The 26,256-nt window shown below is 52.0% G+C and carries 22 protein-coding genes and 3 pseudogenes; 17 read left to right on the top strand and 8 right to left on the bottom strand.

The window, feature by feature from the left end:
- Positions 1-222: 222 nt before the first annotated feature.
- Both GT003_RS32755 and GT003_RS28860 read right to left on the bottom strand, forming a co-directional pair.
- Positions 223-756: a YnfA family protein gene (locus tag GT003_RS32755; protein ID WP_338046037.1), complete on the bottom strand. Its 534-nt coding sequence runs from the start codon at positions 754-756 to the stop codon at positions 223-225.
- A 329-nt stretch (positions 757-1,085) separates the two neighbouring features.
- A complete protein-coding gene (locus tag GT003_RS28860; RefSeq protein ID WP_161704514.1) occupies positions 1,086-1,988 on the bottom strand; it encodes a hypothetical protein in 903 nt (300 codons plus the stop codon).
- A gap of 663 nt (positions 1,989-2,651) precedes the next feature.
- Here GT003_RS28860 and GT003_RS28865 point away from each other — a divergent pair.
- Positions 2,652-3,113 (top strand): transposase, encoded by a 462-nt coding sequence (locus GT003_RS28865; protein ID WP_239566153.1) that lies wholly within the window; start codon positions 2,652-2,654, stop codon positions 3,111-3,113.
- A gap of 447 nt (positions 3,114-3,560) precedes the next feature.
- Here GT003_RS28865 and GT003_RS28870 read toward each other — a convergent pair whose 3' ends face one another.
- On the bottom strand, positions 3,561-4,313 hold the full coding sequence (locus GT003_RS28870) for an RNA polymerase sigma factor (RefSeq protein WP_161704516.1): 753 nt from the start codon (positions 4,311-4,313) through the stop codon (positions 3,561-3,563).
- Entirely contained in the window at positions 4,303-4,749 is a 447-nt protein-coding gene (locus GT003_RS28875) for a VOC family protein (RefSeq protein ID WP_161704518.1), read from the bottom strand. The genes GT003_RS28870 and GT003_RS28875 overlap by 11 nt, the downstream gene beginning before the upstream one ends.
- Positions 4,750-5,021: 272 nt before the next feature.
- On the opposite strand from GT003_RS28875, the gene GT003_RS28880 reads away from it, so the two are divergent.
- Complete coding sequence (locus GT003_RS28880) at positions 5,022-5,333, top strand: hypothetical protein (RefSeq protein ID WP_161704520.1); 312 nt, start codon at positions 5,022-5,024, stop codon at positions 5,331-5,333.
- A gap of 448 nt (positions 5,334-5,781) precedes the next feature.
- On the opposite strand, the pseudogene GT003_RS28885 reads toward GT003_RS28880, so the two are convergent.
- Positions 5,782-6,894 (bottom strand): annotated as a pseudogene (locus tag GT003_RS28885) (IS110 family RNA-guided transposase).
- A 156-nt stretch (positions 6,895-7,050) separates the two neighbouring features.
- Between GT003_RS28885 and GT003_RS28890 the strand changes: the two are divergent.
- Together GT003_RS28890 and GT003_RS28895 are read left to right on the top strand one after the other, a co-directional pair.
- Positions 7,051-7,272 (top strand): DUF896 domain-containing protein, encoded by a 222-nt coding sequence (locus tag GT003_RS28890; RefSeq protein WP_161704522.1) that lies wholly within the window; start codon positions 7,051-7,053, stop codon positions 7,270-7,272.
- Positions 7,273-7,322: 50 nt separating this feature from the next.
- On the top strand, positions 7,323-7,898 hold the full coding sequence (locus GT003_RS28895) for an NADPH-dependent FMN reductase (protein WP_161704524.1): 576 nt from the start codon (positions 7,323-7,325) through the stop codon (positions 7,896-7,898).
- Between the two features lie 655 nt (positions 7,899-8,553).
- On the opposite strand, the gene GT003_RS28900 is transcribed toward GT003_RS28895, so the two are convergent.
- Complete coding sequence (locus tag GT003_RS28900) at positions 8,554-9,426, bottom strand: AraC family transcriptional regulator (protein WP_161704526.1); 873 nt, start codon at positions 9,424-9,426, stop codon at positions 8,554-8,556.
- A 246-nt stretch (positions 9,427-9,672) separates the two neighbouring features.
- Between GT003_RS28900 and GT003_RS28905 the strand changes: the two genes are divergently transcribed.
- The 9 genes from GT003_RS28905 (at position 9,673) to GT003_RS28945 (ending at position 19,560) form a co-directional block, all read left to right on the top strand.
- Positions 9,673-9,975, top strand: a complete 303-nt coding sequence (locus GT003_RS28905) for a hypothetical protein (RefSeq protein WP_161704528.1) — start codon at positions 9,673-9,675, stop codon at positions 9,973-9,975.
- An 18-nt stretch (positions 9,976-9,993) separates the two neighbouring features.
- Positions 9,994-10,911 carry an ABC transporter permease gene (locus tag GT003_RS28910; protein ID WP_239566154.1) on the top strand — a complete coding sequence of 306 codons (918 nt, stop codon included), beginning with the start codon at positions 9,994-9,996 and terminating at the stop codon, positions 10,909-10,911.
- Between the two features lie 15 nt (positions 10,912-10,926).
- Positions 10,927-11,832 (top strand): carbohydrate ABC transporter permease, encoded by a 906-nt coding sequence (locus GT003_RS28915; RefSeq protein ID WP_161704530.1) that lies wholly within the window; start codon positions 10,927-10,929, stop codon positions 11,830-11,832.
- A gap of 44 nt (positions 11,833-11,876) precedes the next feature.
- Entirely contained in the window at positions 11,877-13,652 is a 1,776-nt protein-coding gene (locus GT003_RS28920; RefSeq protein ID WP_161704532.1) for a type 2 periplasmic-binding domain-containing protein, read from the top strand.
- Between the two features lie 10 nt (positions 13,653-13,662).
- On the top strand, positions 13,663-14,967 hold the full coding sequence (locus tag GT003_RS28925; protein ID WP_161704534.1) for a sulfatase family protein: 1,305 nt from the start codon (positions 13,663-13,665) through the stop codon (positions 14,965-14,967).
- A gap of 44 nt (positions 14,968-15,011) precedes the next feature.
- Positions 15,012-16,460 (top strand): sulfatase family protein, encoded by a 1,449-nt coding sequence (locus GT003_RS28930; protein WP_161704536.1) that lies wholly within the window; start codon positions 15,012-15,014, stop codon positions 16,458-16,460.
- A 635-nt stretch (positions 16,461-17,095) separates the two neighbouring features.
- The gene (locus GT003_RS28935; RefSeq protein WP_239566155.1) at positions 17,096-17,773 is read left to right on the top strand and encodes a phosphotransferase; all 678 of its coding nucleotides are present in this window, start codon (positions 17,096-17,098) and stop codon (positions 17,771-17,773) included.
- A 331-nt stretch (positions 17,774-18,104) separates the two neighbouring features.
- Positions 18,105-18,971 (top strand): alpha/beta fold hydrolase, encoded by an 867-nt coding sequence (locus GT003_RS28940; protein WP_161704538.1) that lies wholly within the window; start codon positions 18,105-18,107, stop codon positions 18,969-18,971.
- Between the two features lie 4 nt (positions 18,972-18,975).
- Positions 18,976-19,560: a TetR/AcrR family transcriptional regulator gene (locus tag GT003_RS28945; protein ID WP_161704540.1), complete on the top strand. Its 585-nt coding sequence runs from the start codon at positions 18,976-18,978 to the stop codon at positions 19,558-19,560.
- 457 nt (positions 19,561-20,017) lie between these two features.
- Here the strand turns inward: GT003_RS28945 and GT003_RS28950 are convergent, their stop codons facing one another.
- Entirely contained in the window at positions 20,018-20,905 is an 888-nt protein-coding gene (locus tag GT003_RS28950; RefSeq protein ID WP_161704542.1) for a LysR family transcriptional regulator, read from the bottom strand.
- 121 nt (positions 20,906-21,026) lie between these two features.
- Between GT003_RS28950 and GT003_RS28955 the strand changes: the two genes are divergently transcribed.
- Together GT003_RS28955 and GT003_RS28960 are read left to right on the top strand one after the other, a co-directional pair.
- A complete protein-coding gene (locus GT003_RS28955; RefSeq protein WP_161704544.1) occupies positions 21,027-21,986 on the top strand; it encodes a DMT family transporter in 960 nt (319 codons plus the stop codon).
- A gap of 193 nt (positions 21,987-22,179) precedes the next feature.
- Positions 22,180-22,581: pseudogene (locus GT003_RS28960) on the top strand (phosphotransferase); the annotation flags it as partial.
- Between the two features lie 525 nt (positions 22,582-23,106).
- Here the strand turns inward: GT003_RS28960 and GT003_RS28965 are convergent.
- Positions 23,107-24,555, bottom strand: a complete 1,449-nt coding sequence (locus GT003_RS28965; RefSeq protein WP_161704546.1) for a catalase — start codon at positions 24,553-24,555, stop codon at positions 23,107-23,109.
- Positions 24,556-24,942: 387 nt separating this feature from the next.
- On the opposite strand from GT003_RS28965, the gene GT003_RS28970 reads away from it, so the two are divergent.
- Together GT003_RS28970 and GT003_RS32760 are read left to right on the top strand one after the other, a co-directional pair.
- The gene (locus tag GT003_RS28970) at positions 24,943-25,260 is read left to right on the top strand and encodes a hypothetical protein (protein ID WP_161704548.1); all 318 of its coding nucleotides are present in this window, start codon (positions 24,943-24,945) and stop codon (positions 25,258-25,260) included.
- Positions 25,261-25,473: 213 nt separating this feature from the next.
- A pseudogene (locus GT003_RS32760) lies at positions 25,474-25,971 on the top strand (GNAT family N-acetyltransferase).
- Positions 25,972-26,256 lie beyond the last annotated feature (285 nt).

Consider the following 26,256-nt stretch of genomic DNA (forward strand, 5'->3'; position numbering starts at 1 on the left):
GGGTTGGATAATGAAACGACGCTGTCATTTACAAATAAAGTTAAGTTCCGCCTTGGAAGCGTAGGATTTGCATAAATAACCGCAAGCGTCCAGCCGGCAGAGTTCACATTGGCATTACCTCGTTCTCCGGTAGAGATCGTTCCCGGAATGGAGCCTGCGGTATAAAAACCTGTACCGGCGGCTTTTACCTGTTCCGTAACCTGCGCGATTCGAATATATCCTCTAGTTAAAGGGTCTTGAACTGGTGTGAAAGGAAAATATACCCGGTAAAACGGAAGAAAACAATGCAAACGCATAGATAATTAGTTGACTGTTCGACAGCCTCAAAGACAACACATTGAAATTGTCCGTGCAGGTCGGGCGAGCTAAAGCATTACAGAAACACCTATAATGAAAATCAAGGCGCCTACCCACATATACATTTTCAAAAGTCATCTTATCAACTAGCCACCCCCATAGAACGGTGAGAACCACAAATACGCCACCGTAAGCCGCATAAACACGCCCATAAGAAGGGAAGTTTTGAAGCGTGGAATGATTACATACGTAATGAGAATAATACTGTCGACAATGCCGTACTAGAGTGGTTTCGATTCCCATCAGCCAAACCAGACAACCTCCAATAATTTCAGCAAGTCCAGCAACATTGGTAGTGAGGTGCGAAGCTGTTATAACGAGAAATGGGCACTCAGAAATTATACAAGGTACATTATTGATATATAAACCCCAAAAAGAGATGATGCTAATACACATCATCTCTTTTTGAAGTCACCTATTGCGTTTATGAATAAATGCGAAGTAGATAATTGCGAATAATAACGTCACAATGAATATTGAATAGAGTAACCGTCCAATTTGCAATTCATAAATAGGATGATAACCATTAATATCTTGACGTTTATCAACTAGCTTCCAAAGTGGGGAGTACGATACTTCTTGAATGTTTAAATCTTTTGCCGGCCCCCAAACTTTCTTTACGGGAACAAGTAGAACACCAATTATTAATACAATCAGCCCATATACGACAAATAAGATGTTTTTTTGGTTACTCATCCAATCTCTCCCTTCAATATATCTAATGTCTATTATACATTAGGAACACCTGTAGGGGGAGTAGGAGTAGTTGCCGTTAAGCTTTGTGTAGTATTAGTACGCGACCAGTACTCATTGGACTTAGTGATTAGTGTTTTGTTTGATCCAGTTACCGGACCTTCGATTGTTTGAACGATTCCACCCGTCGAATCGATGTAATAATAAATACCTTCCCACTCATCAAGGTGATATTTGATATATGGTCTGTAACCCCATGCTGTCCAACCAGGAACTGTTGCACCTTGAGCAATGGTAGAAGTTTGAGTTACACCGAAAGATGCTGTGAATCCTAACTTGCTCTTAATGAGACCCGATCCCGAGAACCCAAGCGTTGCATTAGTAGATAAGGTTTTTGTATAAGTCACTGTAATCGGCACACTAGATCTGTAATTATCTTCTGTGACCCAAGATGTCGAGTATGTAACTCTATCTTGGGACAGTGTAATATGAGGTTCAGTTGACCAGCCTTCGAATACAATTGTGTACGGAGTGACTTCACCGTCAAGCGTAGAGGCTTGTGCAACACTCCCGCTGTTAGCGTTCTGATTTAAATTTTTATTTTTAATGTTACCGACAATAGCATCGATATCCTCGATACTTTTAGCATATTTCTGAGGGTTTGTATTGAAAAATTTTAATAAAGACTTCTTAAACTGTGATTCATCAGTAATTTCTCCTGATTCTTTATCTATTCCACTAACGTCAATTGTGGTGACTTTGGTAGCCTGATTCGCTACGGAAGGTTTATAGATGGTTGTAGACTCAGCAACATCCACAGATTTAGCTGGTTGTACAATGACTTTTTCAGAACTGTCGGTATTGTCTGCATTAACTACGCTGGAATAGGTTAGTGTCATTGCGGCGATTGTGAGTAGGCTTAGGAACCTTCTTTTCATAAACTCGTAATCACTCCTCGATTTACCATTATAGCTGGCCAGCTTACATCTATAACTGAATTGAAAGGCTGTTTGTGACAGGTCATAAATAAATATTTTAAGTAGTTAGGGCGAAGATGAAACGAGGCTTAATGACATGCAGCAAGGAGTTATTCTGAGATAAAGGATTGTTTCTATAGGACGTGAATTTCAACTTATGAGCTGACCTTGACTGATATAAGGTTATTGGAGTGCTTCAACCTTCGAAGAGGTGCTAACCCGACAACAAGAGAGTAATTTAACGGCTTCAGAACTAGAGGAAGCTGAGCGCCTTTTGTCGTAAACCGTAATGAAGACGATGTGCCTTTTGTTAATAAATAAATCAACGCACTGTTACGTTAACATAAGACAATAGTTGGATGGTGACTTAAGTGCTGCCGACCTCACGATAGGCAGCAGTTTACGCACGTCTCCACTTCGCCTTAGCGATTCTCGCTCCATGACGGGTCATAGCCCTTTCATTCCTTCGTCACATCTAACTAAGGGGTGGAGGTCGGTTTTTCTAACGGAACGGGTCCAAGCCCTTTGCCTCCAACGTTCGAATAGCCTGAATCCTTCACGACTGAAGAAGAATCGAAGGCAGATTTAAAACGGCTTATTGAAGAATTTGAGCTCGTTACCACCATGCTTGAACAGATTGAAAAGGACATTGATGCCCTGCTTTCTGAGATGCCTATGGCGCAACAGCTTCGCACCATAAAAGGTCTCGGGAAGATCTTCACCTCGGCCATTTTAGCTGGGACAGGAGATTTAAGGCAGTATGCACATGGGCGACAGGTATTGCGGAAGGCAGGCTTGAATCTAGCTGAAAGTACATCTGGAAAGCGAAAAGGACGCATTGTTTTATCGAAGCGAGGAGACTCTGCCTTGCGAAAATATCTCTATCTTGCAACGGTTCAACTCGTTTGGAATAACCCCGTGTTCCGCCATCTGCATGAGCACAATGTGCAAGAAAAGAAGATGAAAAAGCAGCAATCCATATTTAAGTTAATTGGGAAGCTTGCTCGAATTCTAGTCGGTATTGTTCAACGCGGAGAAAAGTTCACGCCAGAGAAGACCGTCCTAGCCTGGACAGAAGCAGCATAAATGAAGAAGTATCACGTATATTGACTCATTCGCGGGATTCACAAAGAAAGCAAGGAGGACCGAGTTCGTTTCCCATAAGGGCTCTGACCCATCCGCTAAACGATATCGGTCTCCACACCTTGGACAGGTATAACGAAGGAATGTAAGGGCATTGACCCGTTGAGTTGTGGGAGGGTGAACCTCTAAGGTTAATGTGGAGTATCGTGCAGTAGAAGACATTTGGGCAATAATTCCTGAGCATTCATCTATTCCCGCATACCCAAGACCAAGCCCGCCAGCATGAGTGTCTACATTCCTTTAGATTCTTCTGAATCCAAGGAGATGAAATCCTGCGAATGAGTGAGTATGTGTGATAAACCCTTAAAACCGAGGGACGGGAGACGTTTGCTCAATAAAATCGAAGGCGTTCGTCCCCGCGGAACGCCGTGGTTGGCTTCTCATGACTCGTCATTTCTTGATTTCAGGCAACATGCCCGTTATTGTCAATTCGTTTCCGTCTGGATCAATGATCGTAAAATAAATCATATTGCCGCGCAGCTCAATTCTCCCTACCGCAGCGCCGTCGCTAACCATCGACTGGTACGAGCGATAGATTGCATAAGGGTCTGAACGGCGGAAGCCGTCTACGAATGCTTCAAACACTTCGATTCTAAGCCCGTGACGAGGGGCCGTCAGCACAGCGTCATGCCAATACTCAGGGTTCCGCTCTACGGCCGACTTCAACCTTGCCCTCGCCCGGTGGAGCGCAGCTTTCACCGCACCTTCAGTTTGGCTGAACAGACTTGCTGCCTCTTTGGCGGTGAAGGCGAACACGTCGATCAGCAAAATGAGCACGACCTGTTTCGGCTCCAGCCGATCCGACAACAGCTCTAGCGCTTCTCGAACATCCCAGTAGTTCCATTCATTATAAGAGCCGAACTGATCTTCCTTCAGATGTCCGGGCTGCGGCTGCAGTTTATGACTGCGGCAATAATCAACCCAAACGTTGGCCGCTATCCGAAATAAGAACGGCTTTGTGATCTCCCTTTCCGGAAATCGGACATGCCATCGATATGCTTTAACCAGCGTCTCCTGGAACAAATCGTCCGTATCCCACGCCGATCCTGACTTGGACATACAATAGCGCTTAAGGTCGGCATGCATCGAAAGCGTCATTTCCGTAAACGAATCATACCCGTCGTCCGATCTTTCAACCTTCATTCGCTAAATCCGTCTTTGCTTCTATCCGAAATTTCAGCTTATGTGCATAGTAAGGCGAATCCTCAAACGTTTCGACTATATTGACCACGTTACCGTCCGGATCGTATGTTTCGAAATACCGAATCCCGTCATGTTCGTGAATTTCGCTCAATGTCGCTCCTTTTGCCGCAAGCTCCCGATAGGACCGGTTAATATCGTACGAAGTAAAATTGTAATAGTGCAGCTTTAATTCTCCCGTATCGAAATGTACAGGCTGCGGCTTCGCTACCTTCCATAAGACAATGAACGTTTCCCTGTTTGGAAATGCGATTCCCGCCTTTCGCTCTCCAAACTCGATCATTTCCATCTCGAACATCCCGATATACCAGTCCGCAGATCTCTTCAGATCCGTTACCGGTATGAAGATGTTGCTGATTTTAGCAATGATTTTTTCCACTGTCGTTCACTCCTTATCATGATTTTAACCTAATAACGTTTAAAATTCGCGAATAGGTACGGGTCTACGAAAAAATAACGAAGTGAACCATGAGTTCATTGAAGTAACGGGCAGGAGAATTCAACAGCCAAAGATATCCAAGTGCATGTAACTTACCATTATTCTATAATTTTGAGCAGTTCAATAATGTCCTGTTAATGTTCCAAGCAACAATACTTTTATTTACATCGTTTATCTATATAGTTTTGAATTTTTGGGGGGAACAAAATGCAATGAAGAGAATCATAATAATTTTTCTTGCTTTAATAACGATGCTGGGTGTTGTCGGATGTTCAAATAATGAAAAGATAGACGCAACTTCAGCTATTCGAGAAGTAGCATGGAATGATCTTACTGAAAACCAAAAGAAAACAGTGGTTGGTAATTGGAAATCTGCAAATGTTGAAGAGGCATCATTAAGGGAGATTACCGCCGTCGACCCTGACAACGGAGAGCTACCAACAAAAGTGGACCATTTATACAAGGTGATTTTTAAAACGAAAGGGGACGCAATGTTAGGACCAATTGTCGCATATCGCTGGTGATATAAAAGAAGTCCTTGGTTACCGAGCACGAGATTAACAAATGTTTCACCCCCACGCTTTTTTTCTTGAGCTCCCTCGGTAAAATGTAGTTTTCTCACGAATGCTCGCTTATTCGCAGGATCTCTCCAATGGAATAATGGCTATCCGGATAGAAGAGGGGACGTACTGTCAAGTTCGGTAACCAAAGCGCATGCGGGAACAGAAGGGGCGAGTTTTCGCTCCTCTTTGTACTGCGCTGCTGCACGCTGCTCCACGTACCTCCGGAGGCTTTCACTCCCATTTCTCGACGGGTCGATGCCCTTTCATTCCTTCGTTACGCATATCCGGTGGATGGAGGCCGGTTATCCTAACGGTACGGGTCTGTGCCCTTTTGTTGAACGCTATCCGGTACTCCGTGCAATCTTGGGATCCCGCGAATAAGCCAGTATTCGTGCTAGTTGAGAAGTGGTTAAGCAGCTTGTTTCATAGCAAGAACTCGATCCGGTTCGTAAGCTTCGCCACTCTGTGCCATGGCAACCAGAAGGCGAGCCAGCTTGCCGCAAAGCTTCATCACGGAGCGCATGGGCTTTATGCTTTTCGTCTTCACATTCATTTCGTGCTGTCGTTTAAACGTTACATCGTTCTTGCCTGAACTCGCTTCAGCCAGGTTGAGGCCGGCATGCCGTAGTAATGCATTGCCGTGTGAATAGCCGCTGAGGTCGCCAGCTTCACCGAGAATGCCGGCGACAGACAAGATGCTCATGCCCTTGATGGCCAGCAGCGGCTTGGCTAGTGGGATCCGAGCCAGAGTAGCCGCCATTTCACCTTCGATGACCTGCAGCTGCTTCGTAGCCAGATCATATTCAGCAAGGAGCTTTGCAGATGAAGCTTGTAGGCTTTTTCGGCATGCTTGGCGCCAACTGAGTGTGCTGCTAGAGCTAGTAGTTCACCAGCTCTTCGTTCACCGCTGTACCGCTTCATGACCGTTTTCCAACCGTCGACGACTTGACGAACAGTGGGCTTTTGAGATCGGCAGGCGTTGGAAAGAGACGCAAGGTTGCTAGACCCAGCGATGGATCTGGTTCTTGACGCTGACGAGACGATGGACAATGGTCTCCCGGTTCGCCATGAGGACGCGCAGTTCCATGAACACTTCACTGTTTTCTTTGATGATGGTGTAGTAGCCGTTCTTCACCATGTCGGCGATAACAAAGGCATCTTTAATGTCGCTTTTGGATGGGGAATTGTCGCGGTTTTCTTTGTTCTTTTTGACGAGATGAGGGTTTACCAGCACGACCTCGAGTTTGCGGTCTTTGAGCCAGGCAGCGAGGCTGTGCCAATAGTGGCCGGTTGATTCCATGCTGATGATGGTGTCGTTTAGTGTTTGCGTTTCCTGCAAATCTTTCATCCATTGCAGCAGTAGGCTGAAGCCGGCATCGTCGTTGGAGAAGTGAAGCGGAATACCGAGCAGAATGCCACGGAAGTTGACGGCACGTGCAACGTGCGTTTGCTGGGCGATGTCGATACCGACGACAAGATGCTGGGTTGAAATGCGTTCCGTATCCTCTAACCCAAAAGACATTGGAAACCGAGATGAAAGCATTGACTTTGGGACGGAAATCGTATATCTTTAATTTAAGATAATTAATTTAAAGATATAATCAGCAATTCGATTAGAAGAAGCCACTTCGTTATTTTAAGCACAATCAATACGAGTGACCGTGAGGAGGCCCCGTACATGCGTACCCTACTAAAAAGAATAAATGAGCTTTCGAACATGGAAAAAAATCATGGCCTGAGTGAAATGGAGAAAACAGAGCAAGCTGATCTTCGTCGGGAATATCTCCAGCAATTTCGAGGCTCTATAAACAGCGTGCTGTTGAATGTGACCATTTATGATCCGAATGGAGATGACGTGACTCCTGAAAAATTAAAAAGGGAGCAGGCTCGGCTCGATTGATGCAGGCGTAAGAGAAAAATGCACAATAAAGATGAGTGGAGGAATACAAAATGGCGCCTGATGCTGGAACAAAAAAGGTCGGATTGATCGTAGGAAGTTTAAGGGAACACTCGTTCAACCGCATCATTGCCGCAGCGATACCTGAGCTGGAGGAATCTATTTCCTTCGAGCCGATATCCATAGCGGATCTCCCCTTGTATAACGAAGATTTGGACCATGGAGACGGCCCAGAGCCCGTCCAGCGCTACCGCGAAGCGATTAAACGGGTGGACGGCATCATTATTGTTAGCCCCGAATACAACTCGGGTATTCCCGGCGTGCTGAAGAACGCGCTGGATTGGGCTTCGACTCCGTCCAAAACCGCCGCACTGCGCAAAAAGCCGGTCGGTCTGGTAGGCGCAACTCCGGGAGTCAAGGGTACGATCCAATCGCAGCAGCAGATCAGACAGACGTTGGAGGCCATTCAAGCATACGTGCTTCCTTTTCAAAAAATGTACATCTCTCAAGTGATGGATAAGGTGGATGTGGAACGCCGCGTATTGACGGACGAAACTACTCGGAAGTATTTGAAGCGCTACGTGCAGCAATTCATCCTGTGGATCGATCAAGTCCATACGCTGGATTGAGGAAACGAATCTGGCTAAGCGATGAATGGATTTAACCCGTACGTTATTAAATGGAGAGCGTTAGGTGAAAGACAAAGGGCTGCCACATGGCAGCTCTTTTTGTTTTCAATGCATCATTTGTTTTTCGTTATCGGTAATCGGCAGTCTACCGGGATGGTACCCGTCCACGGCTTGTTACTTTACGGGCTTCGCGAGCTGCAGCGAGAGCTCATACGCGCTCAACCCAGTTGTGGGCGAGCTTACCATCGCGAACCTCCCATACCGCGATCCCGGAGAGCTGAATCGGGCGATCGTCGGGCGCGGAACCGAGTACGTCTTGGTTGAACCTCGTGACTGCCCATTGCTCAGTTTGTGAGTGTTGAGCATATCTTGAATCCAACGTTCGAATAGCCTGAATGCTTCACGATGGTTAACGAACTCGAGTGGAGCACCCAAAGCAATGCCTCGATCTTCTGCGGCGACGTGCACTTCGCGCATGCCGACGCCATCGGCAAGGGCGCCTGTCAGTACGTCACGCAGCCAGCTTCTCGGGCGGCTACCGCGTGATCCACCTGCTGCCGATGAATTGAAGAGAATGTTGGCCGACGCCTGATCGGAAGCCGACCCGCCCGGAAGGGGGAGTCGGCTTTTTGGTCGTTCCGCCTGTCGCCGGCCTTCAATCGAACGTTATATGGTCCGCGCGCAGCGTCCCGCGACCGGTACGGAACCGTCCCGGCGTAACGCCGACCCACTGCCGGAAGGTACGGTTGAAATAATTGACGCTGGAGAAGCCGGTCTGCTCCGCGATCGCCGCCAACGACAGCTCCGTATCGCGCAGCAGCCCGACCGCTTTCTCCATCCGGATGCGGGTGAGGTACTGCACGGTAGTCATGCCGGTCGCCTGGCGAAACAGCCGGATGAAGTGGTACGTCGACAGACCGACCGCCCGGGCGAGCTCCTCGGGACCGTGAATCGACGCGAAGCCTTCGCGGATCAGGCCGACGGCCTCCAAGACGGCATCCGGCCAGTCGCCCTCATGTCGCTCGCGCATCCTGGCGGCGCGGAGGAGCTCCGTCATGAACAGATAGGCCAAGCCCGAAGCTTGGCAAGCATCCGTAATCCGCCTCTTCTCGGCTTCCCGGTAGATCGAATCCAGCATGCGAATCGCGGGGCAATCCTTGCTCAGCATGGGGGACGAACCCAGCGCGTCCACGATGTCGCGCCACAGTCCCGCCGCGGCGGGCCCGTACAGCGTGATGAAGGTGAAGGACCAGCCGGTTCCGGACGGGGGCAAGTAATGCCGGCTGTCGCCGGGGTAGTGGATCAGGAAGGCCTGGCCCTCCGTCAACCGATGCGTGCGTTCGCCGATCTCCACGGCTCCTTCGCCGGACCAGGTATATTGGAAGACATAGTTAACCGGCTTGCCCGGACGCCTCCGGTTGTCCCAATCGTACGAAGCGCCCGGGGGCAGCTCCTCGTGCCCGACGGAATTCAGCTGAACGGGCAGCACGGGGGAAGAATCCTGAAACAGATAGCCATAGACGCTCAATGCATGCCACGCTCCTTTCTTTCCTTTACTTTCTCTTCTCTTGTTTTCTCTTCTTTTTTTCTTTCTTCCGTCTTAGCGCAATATTTTGAACATTCCTCGCGATATTTACGATTGCCTCTCCTAATATTACACAATTACTATAGAAATAGTAAGAATTAATCCATAGGGAACGATGAGGAGGCACAACGGCATGCAAAAGCGAGGTAGGAGAACGGCCTTCGGCTCCATCTGCGTCGGGCTGTTCGTATGGCTGTGCTGCAGGTGCTGGGCGGCGTCGGGAACATGTGGACGAGCGACCCGTATACGGCCGACGCGCAATTCAGCAACAACGGTGGGGATGTCTCGATCGTCGCGGCGACGAACGGGCAGACGAATCCGGGCGCAAGCAATTATGGCAACTACTTCGCGAATATCGTTTCCGACGCGAATCTCGGCAGTGCCGTTCCGTGGAGCGCGCTGCCGCTGCGCATCAACCCGCTCTATCCGGGAAGCGGGCACAGCATCGTGCTGCCGCTGTACAACCACTACGATTCGGCCAACGTGCCGTAAGTTCGAGAGGAGTGAACGATGTTGACTTCGTCCCGCAGCCGGATGGCAGCCGTCCTGCGCAATTGGCAGCTGTACGCGTTAATCGCGCCGGTGCTTGCTTACTATGTCGTTTTTCACTACATGCCGATGTACGGGCTGCAAATCGCGTTCAAGGATTTTATGGCGTCCAAGGGCATTGGGGGCAGCGAATGGGTCGGATTGAAGTATTTCAAGCAGTTCTTCGATTCGTTTTACGCCGGCCGCATCCTGAAGAACACCCTGGGCCTGAGCGCGCTGCAGCTGCTCGTCGGCTTCCCCATGCCGATCCTGCTGGCACTCATGATCAGCGAGCTTCGGGAGGGCCGGTTCAAGCGGACGGTGCAGAGCGTGACCTACGCGCCGCATTTTTTGTCCGCGGTCGTGCTGGTGGGCATGATGATGACGCTGTTGTCTCCCGGCAACGGGCTCGTCGGCCGGCTGCTGGCCTTATTCGGCGCGGAGCCGATCCATTTCTTCGGGTCGCCGGGGTGGTTCAAGCCGCTTTACGCGCTGTCCGACGTCTGGCAGAACATGGGGTGGGCGTCGATCATCTATCTGGCCGCGCTGGCGGGCATCGATCCGCAGCTCTATGAAGCCGCCGTCATGGACGGGGCCGGCAAGCTGCGGAAGATGCTGCATATCACGCTGCCGGGGCTCGTGCCGACGATCGTCGTCCTGCTCATCCTGAACCTCGGCACGCTCATGAGCGTTGGATTCGAGAAGGCGTTCCTGATGCAAAACGACCTCAATCTCGATTCGTCCGAGGTGGTGTCGACGTATGTCTACAAGAAAGGCTTGATCGGCGCCCAGATCAGCTTCGGCGCGGCGGTCGGGCTGTTCAATTCCGTCATTAATTTCACGCTGCTCGTCCTCGTGAACGGCCTCTCCCGGCGGTGCTCCGAGACCAGTCTTTGGTAAAGGTGGTGCCGTAAGATGGCAAAGGCAATCGGCTCTTCGCCGCCCGCAAGCCGCGGCGACCGGCTCTTCGACGCCGCGAACAAGCTGCTGCTCGGCTTGCTGCTCGTGCTGATCGCGTATCCGCTGTATTTCGTCGTCATCGCCTCGTTCAGCGACTCGACGCAGGTGCTCATGGGGCATGTGTTCCTCCTGCCGGAGGGCTTCTCGCTCGATGCCTATGCGCGGGTGCTGCGCAACCACGACCTGGCGCTCGGGTACCGGAACGTCCTGCTGTATTGCGCGGTCGGGACGCTCGTGAACGTCGCCATGACGGTTGCGGGCGCGTATCCCTTGTCGCGCAGGGACTTCGCCGGGCGCCGGATCATCATGCTGCTGATCGCGTTCACGATGTTCTTCGGCGGGGGGATCATCCCGACCTATATCGTGGTCAAGAGTCTCGGGCTGGTCAACTCCATGTGGGCGCTGATCCTGCCCGGCGCGGTATCGGCATGGAATCTGATCATCATGCGCACGTTCTTCCAGCACGCGATTCCGATCGAATTGCAGGAGTCCGCGCTGCTGGACGGCTGCTCGAACATCAGGCTACTGCTGAGGATCGTCCTGCCGCTCTCGCTGCCCGTCGTCGCGGTCGTGGCGCTCTATTACGCGGTCGGCCACTGGAATTCGTATTTCCCGGCGCTGATCTATCTCTCGGACCGAAGCAAGTATCCGCTGCAGATGTTCCTGCGCGAGCTGCTCGTGCAGAATCAGCTGCAGACGATGATGGAGACCGATTCGGAGACGATGGCCCAGCAGGCCAAGGTCGCCGAGGGGCTCAAATACGCCGTCATCGTGGTGTCCAGCCTGCCGATGCTGTGTCTCTACCCGCTGCTGCAGCGGTACTTCGTCAAGGGCGTCATGGTCGGCGCCGTCAAGGGCTGAGCGTCATGCGCCCGTGCATAACCCATTCAAAGGAGACCGAAAACATGAACAAGACCATTCATCCCGATTCCGTTCCTTCCAAAGCAAACGCAAAAGCGAAAGCAAAAGCAAAAACAAACCCCGCAACGAATATCCGTTCCAAGGCGAAGACGAGGGCCAAAGCCGCGTCGCTGCTGCTCGGCACGGCCGCCCTGCTCGCGGCGCTGAGCGCCTGCGCGTCGAACAATAACGAACCGGCGGGCGACAGCGCCGGGAAGGATGCGGGGAAGGATGCCGCGCCGGCCGGCTCGACCCAAGAGGCAGCCGCGCCGGCCGGCTCGGCCCAGGAAGTCGCCGCCGCAGGCTTCCCGATCGTCGGCACGCCCGTCACCCTGACCGCGCTCGGCGCCAAAGCCGCCTCGCACGGCGAATGGAAGGACATGAAGGTGCTGAACGAATACGCGAAAAAAACGAATATCGCGATCGATTGGCAGACCGTGCCGGACGCGGGCTTCGAGGAGAAGCGGAACATCGTCCTCTCGGGAGGCGACCTGCCGGATATCCTGTACCGCGCCAAGCTCACGCCGTACGACGAGGTCAACTACGGCTCGCAGGGCATCCTGATCCCGCTGAACCAGCTGATCGACCAATACGCGCCGAACATCAAGGCGATGTTCGAGAAGTATCCGGAGGTGAAGAAGAGCATCACCGCGCCGGACGGCAATATCTACTCGCTGCCGCAAGTGGCGGATTATCTCGCCCCCCGCATCGGCAACAAGCAATTCATCAACAAGAAGTGGCTGGAGAAACTGAAGCTCGCCATCCCGACGACGACGGAGGAGTATTATCGGGTCCTGAAGGCGTTCAAGGAACAAGATCCGAACGGCAACGGCAAAGCCGACGACATCCCTTGGTCCGGCGAGAAGACGTCGTTCAACATCTGGGCGGGCCTGCGCGGATCCTGGGGACTGGGGACGACCGGGGACAAGAACCCGAATATCGATCTCGGGCCGGACGGCAAGATCCGTTTCTACACGATCGATCCGAATTACAAGGGTTTGCTCGAATACTTGCATAAGCTCTATCAGGAAGGGCTGATCGACAACGAGGTGTTCACGCAGGAGACGCCGCAATTTCTGGCGAAAGGCACGGAAGGGCTCGTCGGCAGCCTCAACGTGTCGAACCCGAACGTCGTCGGGCCGAAGCTGATGGATGATTACGTGGCGGTGCCGGCCTTGAAGGGACCGAACGGCGATCATCTGTACTCGCCGGTCAATCCGACGACGCAGGCGCAAGGGACGTTCGCGATCACGAAGCACGACAAGCATCCGGAGGCGACGATCCGCTGGGTCGATTATTTTTACGGCGAAGAAGGCGTCAAGTTCTTCCGCATGGGGATCGAGGGCGAGACCTACGAGACGCTGGCCGACGGCAGCGTGCAGTACAAGGAAGCGATCGCGAAGAACCCGGACGGCCTCTCGCTCGACCAGGCGATCGGCCAGTATTCGCCATGGCCGGGAGGCGGGGTGCCGCAGCTGATCGAAGAGAAGGTCGACCGGACCGGCAACAGCCTGCCGTCCGCGCTTGCCGCCGCCAAGCTGCTCGAGCCGGATATACCGCGGGAAATTCTGCCGAGCTTCCTGTTCTCGAAGGAGGACCAGGATCGCCTCAACGCGCTGTCGGGCGACATCACGACGTACGTCAACGAATCGCGCGTCAAATTCGTCACGGGCGCCCTCCCGCTCAACCGGTACGACAGCTACGTCAGCACGCTAAAGAAGATGGGCGTCGACGAGCTGACGGCGATCTATCAGCAGGCCTATGACCATTACAAGCAGTGAGGTGTCCGAGATGAATATCGTCTATATCCATACGCATGACACCGGACGGTACATCCAGCCGTACGGGCATGCCGTGCCGACCCCTAACCTGCAGGCGCTGGCCGAGGAGGGCGTGCTGTTCCGCCAGGCCTTCAGCGCGGCGCCGACCTGCTCGCCCAGCCGCACCGGCCTGCTGACGGGCATGGCTCCCCATTCGGCGGGCATGATCGGTCTGGCGCAGCGCGGCTTCCGGCTGAACGATGCCTCCCGGCATTTGGCCTCGTATCTCGCCAGCAACGGCTACGAGACCGTGCTGTGCGGCGTCCAGCACGAGGCGCCGGAGGCGGAGGTCGGCCAGCTGGGCTATACGCTGAACCTCGCGGCGCGCAATACCGGCGCGGGGCATGCGGAGCGGGACTTGCAGGCGGCCAGGCTGGCGGCGGATTATATCCGGCAGGCGGACGACCGGCCGTTCTTCGCCTCCGTGGGCTTTTTCAACACGCACCGCCATCGCACGGTCTTCCCGGCGACGGGGCATGCGGTGGATGACCGGTACGTCCTGCCGCCGTTCCCGCTGTACGACCATCCGGCGAACCGGACGGACATGGCGGACTTCATCGCCTCGGCCGCGCTCGTCGACCAGGGGGTCGGCATCGTCGTCGAGGCGCTTCGGGAATCGGGCCGCTGGGACGACACGATCCTCCTCTTCACGACGGATCACGGCATCGCGTTCCCGCGGATGAAATGCAATCTCTACGATACCGGCATCGGCGTCTCGCTGCTGATGCATATCCCGGGCGTCGCGAAGGGGCAGGTCGTCGACGCGCTGGTCTCCCAGCTCGATCTGTTCCCGACGCTCTGCGAGCTGGCGGAGCTCGAGCGGCCGTCATGGCTGCAGGGAAAATCGCTCCTCCCGCTGTTGAACGGCGGCGCGGCGGAGGTGCGGGGCGAGCTGTTCGCCGAGGTGACGTATCATGCCGCCTACGAACCGATGCGGTGCATCCGCACGCCGCGCTATAAGCTGATTCGGCGCTTCGGCGCGTACGACAAGCACGTCATGCCGAACATCGACGACGGGTACGGCAAGCGATTCCTCGTCGAGCACGGCATCCGGGAGCGCAGACGGAGTCAGGAAGAGCTGTTCGATCTCTTCCTGGATCCCGTCGAGCGCGAGAATCTGATCGGCGACCCGGCCTATGCGGCGATCGAAGCGGAATTGAAGGCCAAGCTGCTGGCGTGGATGGCGGAGACGGGGGATCCGCTGCTGGAGACCGACGAGGTTCCCCTGCCCGAAGGGGCGAGAACGAATGGGGTCGACGAATTGAATCCGACGTAAGGAGCGGAGTTAGCAGCCTTTGGCTTAAGGGAGGAGGAAGAGATATGAATAGGAGCGAACAGCGACCGAATATCCTTGTGGCGATCGCGGACGATGCTTCCCATATGAGCGCGTACGGGCACCGGTTCGTGCACACGCCCCATTTCGACCGGGTGGCCGCGGAGGGCATCCGGTTCACGCAGGCGTTCACGACCAACCCGAAGTGCGCGCCTTCGCGGGCGAGCCTGCTGACCGGGCGGCATACCTGGGAGCTCGAGGAGGCGTGCAACCATTTCGGCCTCTTCAACGCCAAGTTCGCCGTATACCCGACCCTGCTCGAATCGGCGGGCTATCTCGTCGGGTATACGGGCAAGGGCTGGGGGCCGGGCGATTGGAAGCGGGGCGGCTTCGCCCGCAACCCGGCAGGCGCGGAATACAACCGTCGCAAGCTGACGCCTCCGGACCGCACGAAGATCAGCGACAAGGATTATGCCGCGAATTTCGACGATTTCCTGAATGATCGCAAGGACGGCCAGCCGTTCTGCTTCTGGTACGGCGGCCACGAGCCGCATCGCGCCTACGAGCCCGGCGAGGGGCTGCGCGCGGGCAAGCGGCTCGAGGATGTGGAAGTCCCGGCCTATCTGCCGGACGATCCGAGCGTGCGGGGCGACCTGCTCGACTACGCGTACGAGCTGGAATGGTTCGACCGGCAGCTGGGCCGCATGCTGGCGCGTCTGGAGGCGCTTGGCGAGCTGGACCGGACGCTCGTCATCGTCACTTCGGATAACGGCATGCCGTTTCCGAGGGTGAAGGGACAGATGTACGAGCAGGACTTTCGCCTGCCGCTCGCGGTCCGCTGGCGGGATCGGGTCCGGGGCGGGCGCGTCGTCGACGACCTGATCAGCTTCGTCGACCTGGCGCCGACGATCCTGGAGGCGGCGGGCGTTCCCGTTCCGCCCGAGATGGCGGGCGCCGGACTGCGCGGGATTCTCGAATCCGCGGGCTCGGGCAAGGTCGACCCCGCGCGGCGCCGCGTCTATATGGGCAAAGAGCGGCATGACGTCGGCACCGAGGGCGACGTCGGTTATCCCGTCCGCTGCATCCGTACCGACCGGTACCTGTACGTGCGCAATTTCAAGCCGGAGCTGTGGCCGGCCGGCAATCCCGAGACCGGCTTCACGAACGTGGACAGCTCACCGACGAAGTCGCTCATCCTGGAGCAGCATGCGCGCGGCGAGGATTATTATTACGCGTTGTCCTTCGGCAAACGGCCCGCGGAAGAATTGTACGACATTCGGCGGGATCCCGATTGCCTATGTAACCTCGCGGATGATGTTTCGTTTGCAGAGCTCAAGGAAGCGCTGTGGCGGGAGCTGGCCGACGAGCTTGCGCGGACGGGCGATCCGCGAATGCGGGGCCAGGGCGACGTATTCGATGCTTACGAATACGTCGGGCAGGGCAAGCATTCGTGGAAGGCATACGTCGAGGGGTATTTCGAGAAACAGAAGTATTAACCTATTAACTGGAGTCACATGCACATCAGGCAGGCAAACCGCTGTGGTTTAAACCGGTCTTCTAGATGCGGGACGATGAAGCGGATTGCCCGCTTCGTTCGGCTGTCGAGCGCGCTCGGCAGCCGTTTTTTTTGCCTGGATGATCCTTCGTCCGCGAACGTTCCCCCTACGGGTTGTCGGGTGACAAGAACATTTTCTCATTAAAGGCCGCGATAATCGCGGCTTTTTGTATTTATGGGATCAAGTTCTTGTCAAAACCAAATGGCAAGAACTTGATCCCATTTCCGAAATTGACAAGAACTTGATCTCATGCCCGACGGTTGGCAGGGATGACTGCAGCCATCCTAGGTACTACAAGGGCGTCGGCTGCAATGATGAATGTCCGAGGACATAAAAGAGGGACATACTCACCTCGAGAACGTGCACTCCCACGTCGTGGATCTGAGTCCCCGTCAGTCGAGATCTGAATCGAGGGCAAGTGGAAAGACGACCGGCTCCTGCTGACGATCCGCGACAATTGCCCGGGCAATCGTTTTTCTCATCGGTGACAAGTACGTGTTCCGGTTTCCAAGAAGAACGATTGCAGTTGGCTCGATTCGTATGGAAGGGAAGCTGCTGCCGAATCTGGAGGCATTATGACCATCCCCTCTCCAAGACCGTTGTTTTATGGCGAAGCAAGTGACGAATACCCAGCACCATTTCTTGGCTATACCTACGTGCCAGGAGAGTTCCCCATCGGTTTGACGGAAGAACGCCGGGCTTTATCGGCAGAGACGCTGGCGAAATTTTTGCGGAGATTGCATGAGTTTCCGGTGCAGGCGGCACTGAAGTGCGGAGATCAGCAAGATCATCGAAGCTTGACGGACATAGCATCGCGCAAAGTGAAATTGGAGGGCTTTCTATCGAAGGTGGTTGAACACTTGTCGCCGGAGGAGTCCGGTGTGATCGAAGCGTATATTAGCCGGCTGCAAACGGACCGTGTCGAGGCGGTGAATGCACTGCTACATGGCGATCTTCATTTCAAAAATATGCTTGTGAATGAGAACGGGATCATTTCCGGCATCATTGATTGGGGCGATCTGAGCGTAGGCCATCCGGCTTGCGATTTGAGCGCTGCTTACAGCTTTTTACCACCTTACGCTCGCGGCGTGTTTTTCGAAACTTACGGAGGAGCGGATGAGGAAACGAAGCAGCTGGCCCGACTGATCGCGGTATACATCCCCGTACTGATCTTGATGCAAGCGGTCGATGACGGGAATGAAGCGATTGCGGCAGAGGCGAAATCCAACATCATGCGGGCACTGTCGGATTAGGCTCATTATTTCGTTGCGGCTATGGGGCTATGGCTATCGGCACCATGTCGTTTAAAGGCCGCGATAAGGTACGACTCGCCTTCTCTGATGCCGCATTATGTTGTGGAGCATGAAATTCAACAGGGTAAGTCGTTGCGCTAACGGGCAACGATAGTTCAATGACTCAGGAGCAGTTTGCCGCCGCGGTAGCCGCTCCTTTTCATTAAACTAAAAGGCAGTTTAAGATCGTTCGCTTTTTTTTGAAAGCCTCATGGAATCTATTGACAGACATTGGTTATCGTTATAATATTTGATTGACTGGTACAGTCAATCAAATAAAGGGGGAGTAAATATGTCAATACCAATGGATATTCCCAATAAACAAGATTCGTTTCAGCAACGCAAGGTTTTTTCGATTGACGGAACAAGGATCGGCTACAGATCGATTGGCGAGGGTCCCGGGATCATACTTGTTCATGGTGCATTAAGGGATTCCGAGGATTACACCTGCTTAGCCATTGCCCTTTCACGCTCTTTTACCGTCCACCTCATGGATCGAAGGGGCCGAGGCTTGAGCGGTCCTCAAGGTCCGGGGTATGCGATGAATAAAGAATGCGAAGATGTTCAAGCCATCCGAGTAGCGACAGGCGCCGACTATTTGATTGGACACAGTTTTGGAGGACTTGTCTCGCTGGAGTTAGCTAGGATAGACGCTTCTATCACCAAGGTAGCTTTGTATGAACCTGGCGTATTGATTAATCCGATGGACGAAGCTTGGATGCGCTCCTACGAGAAAGCTATGCAAAAGAATGATCGACGCGGTGCCTTTGCACATTTCGTGAAGGGGATGGGCCAAACCCCTTTGACGCAGCTCCCCTACTGGTATGCGAAACTTATCTTAAGGATCATGATACGCGGACACCATTGGACTAAAACCGCTCATTTGCTTCCTCAGAATTTATGCGAGCACCGTGAGGTTCAGCGACTTGCCTCTTCATATCGAAATTACAACAGTATCAAAGCAGATGTTATATTGATTCAAGGGGACAAAAGTTCAGATTCCACGAAAGAAATGATGGAGCAATTAAACCGGACGATCACGCGATCGAAAGTGGAAACCATGAACAAGCTTGACCATTTTGGACCAGAGAACAGCGGCGGGCCTGACCGGATCGCGGGACTGCTAACCCATTTTTTTCTCAATCGCAAAGGAGTTTGAATACATGCCACGGTTAAAAGAAGAGCAGCTTCAAAAAATCTATGAAGAACGCAAACAACAAATTACGTTAGCCGCAGTCAAAATTTTTGCACAGCGCGGCCTCCCAGGGACAAAAATAAGCATGATCACCTCAAAGGCGGGCGTTAGCCATGGACTTTTCTACCATTATTTTAAAACGAAAGAAGAACTGTTTATCTCTTTAGTCCGCGAAGCAGTTGAAACATCCATGCAGGAAATCGGAAATTTGAGCCATTTGACTGCATCGCCGATCGAAAAGATTAGAATCTTAACGCAAGGCATGCTCGACGAGAGCGGAGCTCCGTATTTTATGCTGCTCCATCGGGCGCGAAATTTTGAAGAGGTTCCTGAAGAAGTCAGCCAGCTGATTCAAAATTACCCGATAGAAATTTACGTCGAACGCTTGCTGCCCATATTTCAGGAGGGACAACAAAGAGGGGAAGTAGCAGGCGGGAATCTGACTGAAATGATCGCAAATTACCTTACGGTCATTTCCGGCGTGATGGTTTTGGGAAGTGGATATCCGACTCCCCAAATAGATTGGCTGATGAGATTAGTTGAAAAGAAATGATTGAAAATAGATCAGATCACCTTCGTGGAAATGACCTGTTAGACTCCCTATGATCTGCGCTATGCTTTCTGTTTCTCGCCGGACGAGCTGACGATGCCCGTACTGCAACAAGCAATGCGCGAGGCGGAAACCATAGAAGATACCGACAGACGGGAGCTAGTCGGGGATATGCTCGTAGCCCTGTACAGCCGATTAACTATATGCCTTAGATATCATCCTGAGGATTTCTCCACGTATTTCCAGTCCTGGTCTTATTGGACATTACTCTGGAAGAACTTGTAGCTGTACGTATTGAACTACCCCGAAAATTACACTTAGCCGAGACCCAAAAATGGCAGCAGGAAACTAAGCCCAGCTTAAATGGTTTTTAAACACTGTGCTTGTTGAGATGTATGAGAAATCCGAACCTTAAGAGGTCTCGGAAGCAGATAGCGCAACCTGGAAGCCAAGTCTTTTATCAGGCGTACGGCTCAGATTGGAAGGGGAACAATTTCCGAGCGCACTCGATAAAGGTTTTAACCGCAATGGTACAGTCCTCCACGGGGCCGGATGCAATGTGAATATCCCTGTAGGCCGAGGGCGAAATGCGTTTTAGGATGATCCCGGGAGGAAGGTCCAGTAATGACAGCTCGGACATGACGGCCAAGCCCTCGCCTGCAAGAATCATTTGGAGCGCAGTTCTATAGTTGTAGAGAAGGTATTTGATATTGGGCTCTTCCCCGGCACTTTCGAACCATTGAAGGACAGGAGGTTCGTAACCGGCTTTGCAGATCAGCATAGGCTCTTCCCGCAAATCTTCCGGTCGGATCATACTCTTTTCACTTAAAGGATGATCATCTCTCATAACGGCATAAATGGCTTCCCTGTAGAGCGGGTGAGAGTGAGTCGTCTTATCCGAAGGGATAAGCAATCCTACATCGATTTCCCGATTATCCAGCCATTCCTGTATATCCGCAACGGTACCTTCAAGAATGCTGAATTCGAGCTTTGGATATTGTTGTTTGATATGGCTGATGAGCTTGGGAACAAAATAGGAAGCTGCAACCGGAAAGGCGCCGATTCGGACGCTGCCGGTTTCCATTCCTTTTTCGTAGGCGATTTCCTGGTCGATCTTGTCATACCCTTGAAGAATTTCCCGGAAAATCCGTACGATTCGTTCTCCAATGGGCGTAAGGGCAACACCGAGACGCCGGTCTCGAATAAGCAGCGTTACTCCAAGCTCGCGTTCGAGCGAGGTGACTGCACGGCTGACGGCAGGCTGTGTCATATGCATTATTTCCCCGGCGGCTGTAAAGCTACGGGTCTCCGAGATAGCGACTATCAACTGAAGGAGTGATTTGTTCATACCTAATTTGGTATCTCCTTAATGATTTATATTCATTTTATTTATGGACTTGTTTATTGTACCATGATAATAGAACAAGAGAAAGATGGATCTGGAATAGCGTGGGTGGAGGTGTTTGACGATGAAAGTGAAAGCATGGATTTTTCTAGTAGCAGCTAATCTGTTCTGGGCGGGGAATCTGATCTTCGGCAAAGCGGTAACGGCTGATTTCCCTCCGGTCTGGGCTTCCTTCCTGCGTTGGGCGATTGCGGCTGTCGTATTAATTCCGATGGCCCAGCTGGTGGAGAAGCCAAATTGGCTGAAGGTGTGGAGAAACAATTGGGGTCTTTTATTATTCCTTTCGATCGTGGGAGTTATGTTCTACACGCTTCTTACCTATACAGCACTCGAGCATACCTCATCGACAAACGGGAGTCTGATTAACAGTTTGACTCCGGCGGTTATGATCGTGTTGTCTCTGCTGTTCTTGAAGGACAAAATTTCGGCGTGGCAGGGAGGGGGACTGGTCTTATCTTTCCTGGGAGTATTAACGGTATTGACGAAGGGGCATCTTCTGGGCGTCTTCAGTACGCATTACAACCGAGGAGATGGCATTCTGCTCGTAGCCGTATTCCTGTGGGCAACCTATTCTATTATCAGCAAAAGAGTGCAGCATCTGCCTCCAATTACTTTTGTGGCATTTACAGCCTTACTCGGCGTTATTTGCATGGCACCGCTGCTGTTTATTCAACCCCTGCAAACCGAGCATATCACTGCAATCGGCATTACGGGAGTCCTCTATCTGGGTTTGTTTCCATCCATCGGTTCATTCTTGTTCTGGAATCAAGGAGTCAAGATGCTTGGACCGGGCAAAGCCAGCATAACTATGAATCTGATGCCGATTTTCACGGCTATCTTGTCTGTGATTACAGGCCAGGCATTACTGGTCTCCCAAATTGTCGGTGGCGTTATCGTTATTGCGGGCATGCTGATGTCTGCTAACTTGATGGTTCGATCGGGAAAAGCCGGAACGAAACGGGTGAGCAAGAAGCATACAGGCATACAAAGAAAAGGGCAGCCCTCAAAGCCGTTAGAACTGTGACTGAAAATGATTTAAATGGACGATTGATAACGAGGCACGATAGTTGAATAGCTAAACTGATGGAGCTGCCGGTTATACACCGGCGGCTTTGTTGTTTTATACGGACAGTCAAAAAATCATTGATTTAAAAAATTCCTTACGGAGCACCAAACAACGCAAAAATCATTATTCGTGATGCCAAGCAACAAGATATTTGGTTGAAAACTTGTCGCCGGAGGAGTCCGGTGTGATCGAAGCGTATATTAGCCGGCTGCAAACGGACCGTGTCGAGGCGGTGAATGCACTGCTACATGGCGATCTTCATTTCAAAAATATGCTTGTGAATGAGAACGGGATCGTTTCCGGCATCATTGATAGGGGCGATCTGAGCGTAGGCCATCCGGCTTGCGATTTGAGCGTTGCTTACAGCTTTTTACCACCTTACGCTCGCGGCGTGTTTTTCGAAACTTATGGAGTAGCGAACGAGGAAACGAAGCTGCTGGCGCGGCTGATCGCGGTATACATCCCCGTGCTGATCTTGATGCAAGCGGTCGATGACGGGAATGAAGCGATTGCGGCAGAGGCGAAATCCAACATCATGCGAGCACTGTCGGATTGGGTTCATTATTTCGTTGCAGCTATGGGGCTATGGCTATCGGCACCATGTCGTTTAAAAGCCGCGATAAGGTACGATTCGCCTTCTCTGATGCCGCTTTATGTTGAGGAACACGAAATTCAACAGAATAAGCCGTTGCGCTAACGGGGAACGTTAGTTCAATAAAACAGCAACAGTCTAGGACTTTATTTTCTCAGTCCATGGCTGCTGCTGTTTTATTTTTGAGGTTAGTCTAATACTTAATTTTCGAATGTAACGGTTTGTAAATCCAATAAACCGCGCGAAGACAATACATTCAGTCTAATTATTTTCTCAATACATCGGAAACGCGTGTTTTTGGGATTAGGCGGCCTGGGGAGCGGGTCTTTCTGCTAAATGCCCACATTTTCCTCGCGGTTATGCCGAATAAGCGCTCCGGTGTCCGCCAAAATTCAAATACGCCAATTCTGGGAAAAATAACCGTTTTTCCTGTCCGCTTACGGAAGCGATTCGATCCCCGGCGCTCGGCTCTCCCGTTCGATCCTCTCAACTTCCGGCCAGCTGCCGGATACGCGACTCGACGCGTTCGCCGAGCGCTGCTGACGCTTGGCACAGATAGTCAAGCACGACGCGCTGCGATTCGGCGGTTGCAAGGCTCAGAGCGTCGGAGAGATTGTCGACCAGATGCGTCTGCTGCATGGCATCGAGGGCGCGATAAAATTGGCCCGCCTGGGCGAAATTATCGGTTTTGGGCAGCTCGGCGCGCACGAGCTGGCCCTCCACGTACCGGCCTTCCCCGCTCGTGATCTGGGATTCCGGCGTCCAGTCGGCTTGCCGATTGACCGGGACGTTGCGGAAGTCCGGCCCGATGCGCCGGCGCTGCGAGTCGGTGTAGATGTTCGCGCGTCCTTGCAAGATTTTATCGTCCGACAGTTCGGCGCCGTCTAGCAGGTTGGATACCGAGAAAGCGAGTTTCTCCACTTGCTCCATGTAATTATCCGGATTGCGGTTCAGGTAGAGGCGTCCGACAGGCTGCAGTGGGTAGAAGTTCTCGTCCCACACTTTCGTAGGGTCGAGCGGATCGTACGAAAGGACGGCGGCGTCATCGGGGTTCATGAGCTGCACGCAAAGCTCGTATTCTACCGTGCCGCCGGCGGCTATCGCGTCGTAGAGGTCTTGACCGGCGAAGTCCGGATTCTCGCAGCCGAGGCGCGCCGACTCGACGGCATCGATGTACTGCAGGCCGGCTAGCGGAATCCAGCGGTACTTCACGTACTTACGCACGCCTTCGGCATTGCGCCAGACATAGGTATTCACGCTGTGGCCGGATAGATGCCGATAACTCTTGACGGTGCCCGCGTCGGAGAAGAGCCATAATAGAAAATGGGTCATTTCCGGCGCCCGGGCGACGAAGCTCCACAGAAGCTGGGGATCGGCCAAGTTGTTTACCGGGGAGGGCGAGAGCGCTCGGATGGATTCCGGGAAACGGATCGGATCTCGGATGGTAAAGACGGGAATGTGGTTGAAGATGAAATCGAGCACCCCTTGCTCGGAGTAGAATTTGGTCGCAAACCCGCGAATGCCGCGGGACGTATCGGGCGTTCCTTTATTGCCGCCGGCAAGCGAGAAGCGCACCGCGACGGGCACTTCCTGACCCGGCGTTTGCAAGAAGCAGAGCTTCGTATGCGCCGACATGTCGTGCGTGGTGCGGAAGTAGCCGAACGCGGCGTTGCCTTTGACGTGCACGGGTCTCTCGATGATTTTGCTATGTATGAACGTCTCGAGCGTCTCATGCAGCTTGCTGTCTTGCTCCAGTATGGGGCCGCGCGGGCCGACGGTCTGCGAATGAAGAGCTGCGGAGTTGTCGCCGGTTCCTTTCGCGGCAGCTTGTGTGTGATGGTGGTATACGTCATGCGTTTCCGTGGATTGCGCTTGCTGCGACGGCTGTGTCTGCTGCGCCTCTGATCTCAGGTTGGTTTCGTTCACGTCGTCCATGCTTTAACCTCCTATGACAATCCTCCTCGATACAATACTGTTTATGCGGAGCATCAGGGCAACTATGACTGCTTGTCGCGAATTGGTGATCGATACCTTGCAATTCGCAAGGAAGAAGCAGAAAGCTGCTACCCTCTCGGATAACAGCTCTCGTTCCAATGCTGTCGATGCCGACGACAAGATGCTGGGTTGAAATACGTTCGAGCAGTTGATTTTGTTTGGCTTGGGCTTTAAACTTCAAGATAGAGCGACCTCCTTAAGATGGCTAAAGGGCTATGACCCGTGATGAACCCATCGTACCGGAGGCGCTCGTTTTTGTGCAAAGCGCAAAATTAACGCTCTACAGGAATCCTAACGGGAAACGCTAGCTGAAGCATTGGAGGTGACATGAATTTGGAAAAAGCTAATTTCCTTGATCCTTGGCAACCCTCTCTATTAGAAGAATTCATATTGGAACTTAGAAAAGAAGTCTGCGAAGATCATGTATTGTACAATAAAGACCTTAAAATTGTAGCGCGTAGGAGAGACAGGGATGAGTACCTGTTTTGGCTTATCAATGAAGGGAACTTCGCACAAGTTCATTTAACTTGGCGAGGATCAGTTGAGCCCGATCCGTTTTGGCCAGTAACTGAGTTGTTTGACTCATTTGAAATCTGGGCGGATACGGTGATGAAACAAGATAATTTAAAATATGGTGATCGTTAAACTAACTGGGAACGATAGTTCAGCGATCCAGGGAGCAGTTTGTCGCAGCGGCAACTGCTCCTTTTGTCGTTAAGCTAAATGGCAGGATACTTCCAATATCTGTAGAATTATTATTGGAGTGCTGGAAGAACTTTCTCATGGGGATGAAGATAAAAAATGAGTTTTAATGAGTCATTTCAAGAGTTTCCTATTATTGAAACAGAACGTTAATTATTGCGCGAACTTCAATCCGAGGATGCAGAAGATTACTTTAATTATTTTTCTAACAAGGAAGTAACAATGTTTTGGGGATATGATTGTCCAAAAGATGTAAAGACAGTTGCAAGCACCTTTGTACGCTTTAGTAATGCGTTTAAGAGAAAAGAAATGATTGTCTGGGGAATATCTGAAAAGGGAACTGATAAGATTATCGGTACGTGTATATTAGGCAACTTTGTAAGAGGGTCAATGGCAAATATCAGTTATAATCTATCGCAAGAACAATGGTAAAGAGGCTTCATGTTAGAGGCATTAGGCGCCATAATACCTTTTGGTTTTAAAAATTTAGGATTGCATCGTATTCAAGCAATGGTAATGCCCGAAAATAATGCGTCAATAAGTTTATTGGAAAAATGTAATTTTAAAAATGAAGGTCTGTTAAGGGCATACTCTTTTGGCACTTTATTTACCGATACCCTCATATATTCACTCCTAGCTGAGGAGCTCAATTAAATAAAAGGTAATAGATCGATACTTTGTTAACCTAACGGGAAATGATAGTTCAATGATCCAGGAGCAGATTACCGTCTCGTCAGTTGCTCCCTATTTCATTAAGTTAAAGGGCCGATTAGTTTAATCGTTGCCACTGTACAATATCCCTATTTCCTGATAATGTATATCCAATAGTAAAAGGCGATGAAGAGGGAAGTAAATAAACGGATTCTTTAACAGAGAGCTCCAGCAGCTGAAAAGGAGCAAGCATCCCTTATTGAAAAAAGCCTTAGAGCTGCGCAAAGG

The organism is Paenibacillus sacheonensis (genome assembly GCF_009909195.1).
GTDB classification, from domain to species: Bacteria; Bacillota; Bacilli; order Paenibacillales; family Paenibacillaceae; genus Paenibacillus_Z; species Paenibacillus_Z sacheonensis.